Below are 9,275 nucleotides of genomic sequence, written 5' to 3' on the forward strand. Positions count from 1 at the left end.
AAGGACGAGGTGATTGGTGACGTCCTCACTGGTCAGCCCGTCGGACAGGGTGTGGTGCACGCTGACCCCGGGGTTCGCCGCATAGACGTGGCTGTGTAGCTCCAGCAGCGCGTCGAGGTCGGCGTAGGCGTCGAGCGCGACATAGTCCGGGCTCTCCGGCGTGGAGAGAGCCTGGCTCGGGCGCAGCTCGACGGGCAGGCCGGCGCAGACAACGGTGATCGGTGACCGGTCCGCGAAGTGCCACATGCCTTCCCACGGCGAACGGACCATCGAGTCGTCGGGGGCCTTCGGCACGGAGCGCAGCTCCAGCAACTCCTGGAAGAGGCGCTCGCAGCGGTCCAACTCGTCGCCCCGGAGATCTTCCAACGGGAGCAGCCGTGGGCGGCCGTCGACGAACGAACGTGGGGTGGCGAAGAACCGGGCGTAGGCGTGCAGCCATTCCTCCGACGGCATCGCCTTGCCCTTTTCCCAGGACGAGATCAGCGGAACACTTTTTTGCAAGGCTTGGGCGACCGAGCTCTGCAAAACCGGTTGGCCGGCGATGCCGGCCAACCGCAGCCCGCGCAGGCGCTCGCCGAGCTGTTCGCCGCGGTCGGTCATCGCCGTTCCTTCAGTACGAACTTCAGCCATTTACTGAAGTTGACCCGGCGTAGACTACCTAAAAAGCGGACAACACGCAGCCCGCTTCAGCGCGAGACTGAAGTTCAGCGGCTGCTGAGCCCGAGCGGGTTGTCGGCCATGGTGCGGAGCTGGATAGCCACGCTGCGGGCGTCGCGGTCCTGATTCGCCGTCATCGCGTCGGCCAGGGCCCGGAGTTCCGCCGACGGGAGCTGCGCCATCCCCACCCCGTGCAGCGGGATGGTGACGCTCGTCCCGGACGGGTCCTTGGCGGTCAGCGTCGGCACCCGCTCGGTGAACTCGCGGGTCGTCTCGCGGTTGCGGCGGTAGGTCCGCGCGCCCGCGGTGACCGTCGCCGTCGCGAGGTCCACCGTGCGGGTGCGGAGCGCCCCGCGCACCGTCGCCTTCGTGCCCTCCAGCCAGGCCGCCGTGCGCAGGGCACTCAGCGCCAGATAGAGCCCGACCAGCAGGAACGGGATGCCCATCAGGCCGATCAGGCGCATCGGGCCGAAGCCGGCACCGTCGTTGAACCAGCTGCCGTTCGACACGCACTCGCGCACCGACGGGGGCAGCAGTTCCGGCGGGATGCCCGAGATCTCCGAGGCGGTCGGGCAGGACTCGTCCGCGCGGAACGCATTCCGCAGCCAGCCGTCCACCACGAACGGCAACAGCGCGAACGCCGCACCGGCCGCCGCGAAGAACGCACCGAACACCACGCCCAACGCCTTCTGCGCGGGTGGGGAGCCGATTGACAGCTTCTGCCTCGCAGTGATCACGGCCGGAAGCATACGGGCCGCACGGTCATGTCCGAATCCCGCCAGCCAATGGCGCCCTCCGGGGAGCAGACTCGGTGGCATGGAGTTGGACTTCGAACGGTGCTACCGGGCCGTCGACAGCCGTGACCAGCGGTTCGACGGCTGGTTCTACACGGCGGTCCGTACCACCGGAATCTACTGCCGGCCGTCCTGTCCGGCGATCACGCCCAAGCGGGAGAACGTCACCTTCTATCCCAGCGCCGCCGCCGCGCAGCGGGGCGGCTTCCGCGCCTGCCGCCGGTGCCGGCCCGACGCGGCGCCCGGATCCCCGGAATGGGACCTGCGGGCCGACCTGGTCGGCCGGGCCATGCGGCTCATCGCCGACGGCGTCGTCGACCGCGACGGCGTGCCCGGCCTGGCGAGCCGGCTCGGCTACACCGAGCGGCACCTCAACCGGCTGCTCACGGCCGAGCTCGGCGCCGGCCCGCTGGCACTGGCCCGGGCGCAGCGCGCGCAGACCGCGCGCATCCTGATCGAGACGACCGATCTCGGCCTGGCCGAGATCGCGTTCGCCGCGGGTTTCGGCAGCGTGCGGCAATTCAACGACACGATCCTCGAGGTGTACGCGCGATCGCCGAGCGCGCTGCGGGAACGCCGGGTCGCCCGGCAGCCGGAGGCGGGCACGATCAGCTTGCGGCTGGCGTTCCGGGCGCCCCTGCACGCCGGGGCGCTGCTCGGGTTCCTGGCCGCCCGGGCCCTGCCCGGCATCGAGGAGTGCGACGTCACGACGTACCGGCGGGGGTTGAATCTGCCGCACGGGAGCGCGACCGTAGCGCTCACGCCGGCCGACCGGTGGGTCGCCGCGACGCTGCGGCTCGCGGACGTCCGCGATCTCGCGCCCGCGGTCGCCCGCTGCCGGCGGCTGTTCGACCTGGATGCCGATCCGGTCGCCGTCGACGGCATGCTGGGTGCCGATCCCGCGCTGACTGCGGCGGTGCGGGCCGAGCCGGGGGTACGGGTACCGCGCGCGGTCGACGGCTTCGAGCTGGCGGTACGCGCGATCGTCGGCCAGCAGGTCTCGGTCGCCGGGGCCCGCCAGACGCTGAGCCGGATGCTGACCCCCACCGCCCCCGGTGAGCTGCGCGGCTTCCCCGCCGCGGAGACCGTGGCCGAGTTGCCCGACGCCGCGTTCCGGATGCCGGCCGCCCGCAGGGAGAGCATTCGGGCGCTGGCCCAGACCGTCGCGGACGGCAAGCTCGACCTCGAACCGGGCGCCGATCGCGAGGAATCCGTCGCCCGGCTGCTCGAACTGCCCGGCGTCGGCGACTGGACCGCCGGTTACGTGGCCATGCGGGCCATCGGCGACCCCGACGTCCTGCTGCCCACCGACGTGGCGGTCCGGCGCGGCGCGCGGGCGCTCGGCCTGCCCGACTCCCCCAAGGCGCTGGCCGCGCACGCCGAACGCTGGCGGCCCTGGCGCTCCTACGCCCTGATGAGACTTTGGAGATCAGCATGATGTGGCACTCGACCCTCGACACTCCCACCGGACCCTTCACCTACGTCGTCAGCTCGGCCGGGGCGGTGCGGGCCAGCGGGTTCACCACGGACGTGCCGGCGCTGCTCACCCTCGTACACCCGGAGCTGCGGGAGGAGACGCGGCCCGCCGCCGACGCGGGTGCGATCGGCGCCGTGGTTCGGTCCTATCTCGACGGTGACCTCACCGCGCTGGACGCGGTGCCGGTCGAGCAGCGGACCGGCGGTCCGTTCACGGCGCACGCCTGGCAGGTGATGCGGGAGATCAAGCCGGGCTCGCCGCTGACCTACGCGGGGTACGCCGAGCTGGCCGGGCGGCCGGCCGCGATCCGGGCCGCGGCGGCGGCCTGCGCCCGCAACGCCGTCGCGTTGTTCGTCCCGTGCCACCGGGTGGTCGGCACGGATGGGACGCTGCGCGGCTACCGCTGGGGACTGGGCGTGAAGACGTGGCTACTGGAGCACGAAAGCGGCCCGATGCAGTGATGGGAATGACTGTTCGGCACCGAGTATCGGCTGTTCGGCGGTGCCTGCCGTCTTGATCTTTTGCTTAGGTCGGACGTCCCCTGTCGTCCGGCCCAAGAAAAGGTCTTCATGCGCAAACTGGCGCCGATTCATCGCAAGCGAGTCGTCCGCGTGGCGTTCGGCGCCGCGGTCCTCCTGCTCTCGACGCTGACCCTCGCCCAGGCGGACGCGAAGATCACCGCCAGCGCGACGGCGACCGTGCAGCCGGGCACCTTCTCGGGCAAGGCCTTCGACGCCTGCACGGCACCGTCCAGCGCGAGCATGGCGGCGTGGCGGAAGGCGTCGCCCTACCGGGGAATCGGCATCTACATCGGCGGCAACAACCGGGGTTGCACCCAGAAGAACCTCACCGCCGAATGGGTACGCACCCAGGTCGCGGCCGGCTGGCACCTGATCCCGCTCTACGTCGGGCCGCAGGCCGCCTGCACCACGACGAAGAAGAAAAACCTGATCAGCAACTCCAAGGCAGCCACCCAGGGTGCCGCCGCCGCGCAGGACGCCGTCGCCCAGGCGCGCGCGCTCGGCCTGGCCGCGCAGAGCACGCTGATCTACGACATGGAGGCGTACCAGACCAACGACGCCGCCTGCCGCAAGGCCGTCCTCGCGTTCATGGGTGCCTGGAGCGCCAAGCTGCACGACCTCGGCTACCTGTCCGGCTTCTACAGCAGCATGGGGTCCGGGGTCGCCGACCAGGTCGCCAACTACGCCGCCCCCGGCTATGTCCGCCCCGACTACCTGGACTTCGCCCGCTGGGACAAGGTCGCCACCCTCTCCGACGCGGGGCTACCCGCCTCCTACTGGTCGCCGCACCGCCGGATGAAGCAGTACATCGGCGACCACAAGGAGACCTGGGGCGGCGTCACCATAAACATCGACAGCAACCTGGTCGACTTCGCCCCGCTGCCCGCCGCCAAGCTGGCTGACTTCAACCGCAACGGCTGGTCCGACGTGCTGGCGCGGACGTCGAGCACGGGCAACCTGTTCCTCTACCCGGGTAACGGCACCTACGCCGACGAGAAGGCCCGCCGCAGCATCGGCCGCGGCTGGGGGTCGATGAACTCGATCGTCCGGATCGGCGACCTGAACCGCGACGGCTACACCGACCTGGTAGCGCGCGTGTCCGCCAGCGGCGACCTGTACTTCTACCCGGGCCGCAGCAGCGGCTCGCTGGGCACCCGCAAGCTGCTCTGGAAGAAGTTCAAGAAGATGCGCGAGATCGCCGCGATCGGCGACCTGAACAAGGACGGCTACCCCGACCTGGTCGCCAACCAGTCCGGCAGCGCCGACCTCTACCTCTACCCGGGCCAGAAGGGCACCAAGCTGGGCAAGGCCAAGCGGATCGCCAAGGGTGGCTGGAACACGATGAGCGAGCTGGCCGGCGTCGCGGACTTCAACCGGGACGGCTACCCGGACCTGGTCGCCCGCCAGAGCTCGACCGGCAAGCTGTTCCTCTTCCCCGGCCGCAAGGGTGGCACCCTCGGCGCCAAGAAGCAGATCGGAACGGGCTGGAACAACAAGCGCGACCTGATCGGCGTCGGCGACTTCGACCGGGACGGCTATCCGGACGTGGCGGCGGTCCTGAAGACGCCCGGCAGCCTGATGCTCTACCGGGGCAACGGCAAGACTCTCGTCACCAGCGTCCGGCTGGCTACGGGGTATAAGGGCCGCTCGCCGCTGTTCTGAGCTGTCTGACCGCGGCGCTGCCACGCGCTCGAAGTGCGTGGCCGGCTACCGGTCCGCTCCGCCACACCCGCTATTCCGACGAGGAGGGAGTAGACCCCTTCAAGACTCTGCCGCAGTAGTCGATCACCCACAGCAGGATTTCGCGATCGATCTCCCCCGTGGTGCTGACGAACTCTCGCTCGCCATCGTCGTCGTAGCAGGTCACCGCAATTTCGAAACGGCGATGGCGCGCGTCTTCACCAATCGCCTCAACGGAACTGAAATCAGCACCGGACACGCTGGTGATTGTTATTTCAACACCATCTGGACCGACCACCTGCACGGCAGAAACCTCGCACCTAAGACGCGTCCGGGCAGTCATGGCTGCCCGGACGCGCAATCCGTCAACGTAGGGCGTCACCCACAGGTTCGTCAGGTAACCAGACCGACAAATTTACCATCCAGCTGGAACCGGGCGCCAATGCCGCCTCTACCCGGCAATCTGAATGACATCAAATTCTGGTATGAGCCGTCAAGTCCACGACCTCTTTCGATACCTGCCTGCATATCCGGATTTTTGAACAGGTCATCGAGGAAGTCCCGCCCAGCATTGCTGAGGCCTTCCTGATTTCCATGCTGAGGCTTCGTGTGCTCCCACGCCGCCTTTTCGTCGGGCCGGCCCAACTTCTTGCTGAGCGCTCGCCCCACGTTCGAGAGTTTCCCCCCGTCGAACGAGTCATTGGCGTCAGCTTTCAACGTGTCGTACGTGGATCCACAGTTATGTACGAGCACCGGCGTATTGCCGGCGAGTACATAGTACGTGTGGATTTCAGAGACGGTGAGGTTGTAGACACGCTGGTCAGCAGCCCGGAACCGGTGTAGAGCAGTGATTTGGACATGCGTTCCTGCCGCTGTGACCAGCAGGCCACCGACGGAAAGGCCCTCTGCCGTGACCCACTCTCGCAACGAAGCGACCCAGAACGGGTGGCCGGCGGTAGCGGTGATCGTCTCCTCGCGGGACCCACGGTCGCCGTCAACGTCGACACTGACCCGCACTAGATCCTTGGTGCCCTCGCCGAGGATAGTCTTCTCGATCGGCTTGGCCGCCGCACTACCGGTGGCCGGCTCGGTGGCGAGAACCTCGTCACCGACCTTCAGTTCCTCGATGTTCTTCGTCGAACCGTCCGCCAACAGGACCAGCGTGCCGGGCACGAAGCTGTTGTCCTCGCAGCTCTTCTTGCCACCGCCTGCGCCGTCGCCCTTGTCGCCGCCGGGAGTATCGCCGTCGGACTTCTTCGTCGGCGTGGTGTCCTTGGCCCCGGAGGGTGCGTCCTTGGCCTTGGCCGGCGGGTCCGGCTTCGGCGGGGTCGCCGCCTTCGGTGCGGCCGGCGGGACCACGTTGTCTGCGGCCTTGGCTGCGTCCTGTGCCTTGTCAGCCGACTTCGCGGTGTCTACGGCGACGTCGACCGCGTCGATGGCCTCGTCGGCGTACTTGGCGCCCTTGACCGCGGTCGCCCCGTAGCCCGCGATCGGAATCGCCGAAGCGAACGATAGCGCCGAGTCCACATAGTTGCCCTCGGCGGCGTACCAGACGCCGTTGATGAGGTCGGCGGCCTCACCGAAGGCGGGGACCAGGCCGATGACGTCCAGCGCCAGGTGGCCGGTGTTGCTCCAGCCCCACCACATGCCGGACGGGTCCGGGAACGCGAACGGATTGTTCCGGCCGTAGGCGAAGGCGTTCAGTTGCTGGGGGTCGGTGAAGTCGATGACCGGGTCGACCGAGAGGAACCGGCCGGTCGCCGGGTCATACTCCCGGGCGCCCAGGTGGGTCAGGCCGGTCGTGGCGTCGTTCGTGCCGCCGACGAAGCCTTTCTCTCCCGGCCAGGTCCCGGTGCTGCCACGGACGCCGCCGAACGGCAGGGTGCGCCGCTGGACCACCTTCGAGTCGGCTGCGTTGATCGACAGTTCGGCGGTGCCGTTCTGGCCGCCGGCCAGCCAGCTGACCGCGGCCTTGGTCCGCATGGCGACGGTCATGCCGGCGTAGCTGTAGTAGCGGGTCGCCGTCACCTTCTGGGTCTTCACGTCAGCCGTCGACGTGTCCAGCCTCAGCTCCATGCTGCCCACGTACAGGGTCACCGCCTTGCCGGCGATGTCTCGGCGGACAAGGCGATTGCCGGTGGCGTCGTAGACGAACGACGCCACGACCACCCCCGCCTTGAGGACCTCGGAGACCCGGCCCTCCGCGTCCCACCGGTACGTCTCGCCCGGCTTGCCGGACAAGTTGCGCTCGGTGGTGTTACCCGCGGTGTCGTACTTGTAGGTGTCGGCGGTGGTCACCGCCTTGCCCGCGGTCGTACTGGTGATGTCGGTGCGCTTGACCGCGTGCGCCGGCTGGGCGCCCTTGCCGTACGGCGAGTAGACCTTCCTGACGTCCGTGCCCGTGGAGACCGTCTTATGGGTGGTCTCCTCGGTCCGGTTGCCGGACACGTCGTACTTGAAGCTCTGCCAGTACGGAGCCGCGCCACCGAGCGCCGATTCCACCGGCGTCGCCGCGCATGCCGTGGTCGCCTGCGCCCAGGCCTCGGTCAGCCGACGCAGGTAGTCGTACTGGAAGCACTGGACGTCGGCCTTCGTGCCGGCCTGGTTGGGCTGGTCGGCGATGCTGGTGATGTTGCCGGCCGCGTCGTAGGCGTACGTCGCGTTGGTGTCGGTGCCCGTCACCGCCTCGCGGTCGACGCGGACGTTCTGCAGGCGGCGGGTGCCCTCCTCGTACGCCTGGGTCAGCCAGGTGTACTTGCTCGCCGTGCTGGTGCCCAGCGTGTACTGCAGAGCCTCACCGAAGTCGGAGTACGTGGTGTCGCGGACGTAGCCCGAGGCGCCGGTGATGAAGGTCGACATGCCACGCGAGTTGTAGCCGTAGCGCAGCGTCTCCGCGGTCAGGTCGCCGGCCGCCGGGCTGGTGACTGTCTCCGGGTTGCCGTCGATGTTGTAGGTGGCCTTGGCCGTGTAAGTGCCGGCCAGGTTGTTCTCCGACGCCGGGATGGTCACCGAGGTGGCCTTCGGGCGGCCTGCCACGTCGTACTCGGAGATCGTCGAGGTGTAGGCGTTGGTGCCGACCCAGCGGGTTGCGGTCGCTGCCCGGCCCTTGCCGAGGATCGCCGCGTCGTACGTCCAGGAGGCCAGCTTCGTCCTGGTGGTGGCCGGGGCCGCCGGCACCTCCTCCAGCAGCTTGGTCCGGCCGAGCTCGTCGTACGTGTAGGCCAGCGTGCGGTTGCGGGCGTCGGTCGTCGACTCGACCTGGTCCAGCTTGTTGTATTTGGTCGTGCTGTCGCCGGCGTCCGGGTCGCTGGCGCTGGTCTGGCGGCCGAGCAGGTCGTAGCCGTACTTCCAGAGGTTGCCGGCCGGGTCCTGGACCTGCTTGAGGCGGTCGGCCTTGTCGTAGCTGTAGATCGTGGTGTCCGCCGCGCCCTCGGCCTTGGCGCCGTGGTATTCCAGCAGGCGGGTGGTGAGGCCCTGGGCGTTGGTGTAGGTCGTCGACGGGGTCTGGCCCTTCGGCGGCGTCACGTCCGTGTGGTCACCGTGGTAGGCAGTCGACGTACGCCACTGCTCCGTCTGGCCGACCTTGAAGATCTCCTCCTTGGCCCGGCCCGCGGCGTCGTAGATCGTCTGGGTCAGCGGCAGTTTGCCCTCGGCGGAGGACGTGTCGGCCAGCGTGGTCCCGGCCGCTTCCTTGTTGAAGAACGGGCCCGCCTGCTCCACGGCCAGGCCGCGCGAGTCGTACTGGGTGTCGGTGATGATCCGGCCGACGTTCGGCGACGGTTCCTGGTTCTGGCGCGGCCGCAGCAGACCGTCGTACAGCGCGTACGAGCTACGGACGCCGCCGTTCGGGGTCAGCGTCTTCGTGATGACGGAAACCGGCTTGTCGGTCTGGATCGAGTAGACGTACTCGATGTCGGGCACGTCGGTGTCGACCGTACGACCGGCCAGCCAGACCTTGATCAGACGGCCGAGTGCGTCGTACCGCAGGGCGGTGCGCTGGTCGTTGGTGTCCTTGGTCTGGGTGACCAGGCCGAAGGCCGGGTCGACGGTCGAGGTGGTGGACTGGCCGAGCGGGTTGGTCACGGACATGCCGGTGACCGGGCCGCCCTCGGCCGGGAGGTACTTGGTCTCGGTCTGGTGGTCCGC

General features: G+C 68.9%; 7 protein-coding genes. 3 read left to right on the top strand and 4 right to left on the bottom strand.

The features are described 5' to 3' along the window. Together DMB66_RS41540 and DMB66_RS41545 are read right to left on the bottom strand one after the other, a co-directional pair. Positions 1 to 600 (bottom strand): helix-turn-helix domain-containing protein (locus DMB66_RS41540; RefSeq protein ID WP_148112808.1); only part of this gene is annotated, 600 nt, incomplete at its 3' end. A 104-nt stretch (positions 601 to 704) separates the two neighbouring features. Then, positions 705 to 1,394, bottom strand: coding sequence for a hypothetical protein (locus DMB66_RS41545; RefSeq protein ID WP_125809625.1), 690 nt, complete (start codon positions 1,392 to 1,394; stop codon positions 705 to 707). A 79-nt stretch (positions 1,395 to 1,473) separates the two neighbouring features. Here DMB66_RS41545 and DMB66_RS41550 point away from each other — a divergent pair, with 79 nt between their 5' ends. From DMB66_RS41550 to DMB66_RS41560, 3 genes are all read left to right on the top strand, one after another. After that, positions 1,474 to 2,889: an AlkA N-terminal domain-containing protein gene (locus DMB66_RS41550; protein ID WP_125809626.1), complete on the top strand. Its 1,416-nt coding sequence runs from the start codon at positions 1,474 to 1,476 to the stop codon at positions 2,887 to 2,889. Beyond that, positions 2,886 to 3,389, top strand: a complete 504-nt coding sequence (locus DMB66_RS41555) for a methylated-DNA--[protein]-cysteine S-methyltransferase (RefSeq protein WP_125809627.1) — start codon at positions 2,886 to 2,888, stop codon at positions 3,387 to 3,389. The genes DMB66_RS41550 and DMB66_RS41555 overlap by 4 nt, the downstream gene beginning before the upstream one ends. Positions 3,390 to 3,497: 108 nt before the next feature. Next, positions 3,498 to 5,111, top strand: a complete 1,614-nt coding sequence (locus DMB66_RS41560) for a glycoside hydrolase domain-containing protein (RefSeq protein WP_125809628.1) — start codon at positions 3,498 to 3,500, stop codon at positions 5,109 to 5,111. Positions 5,112 to 5,181: 70 nt separating this feature from the next. Here the strand turns inward: DMB66_RS41560 and DMB66_RS41565 are convergent, their stop codons facing one another. After that, entirely contained in the window at positions 5,182 to 5,433 is a 252-nt protein-coding gene (locus tag DMB66_RS41565) for a hypothetical protein (protein WP_125809629.1), read from the bottom strand. Between the two features lie 89 nt (positions 5,434 to 5,522). Beyond that, a partial coding sequence (locus tag DMB66_RS41570) for a polymorphic toxin-type HINT domain-containing protein (RefSeq protein ID WP_255441236.1) occupies positions 5,523 to 9,275 on the bottom strand: 3,753 nt, incomplete at its 5' end.

Source organism: Actinoplanes sp. ATCC 53533 (genome assembly GCF_003947245.1).

Excerpts from the sequence above, each read along its gene's own strand:
- DMB66_RS41550 (WP_125809626.1), top strand. The coding sequence starts at position 1,474 with ATGGAGTTGGACTTCGAACGGTGCTACCGGGCCGTCGACAGCCGTGAC.
- DMB66_RS41560 (WP_125809628.1), top strand. The coding sequence starts at position 3,498 with ATGCGCAAACTGGCGCCGATTCATCGCAAGCGAGTCGTCCGCGTGGCG.
- DMB66_RS41555 (WP_125809627.1), top strand. The coding sequence starts at position 2,886 with ATGATGTGGCACTCGACCCTCGACACTCCCACCGGACCCTTCACCTAC.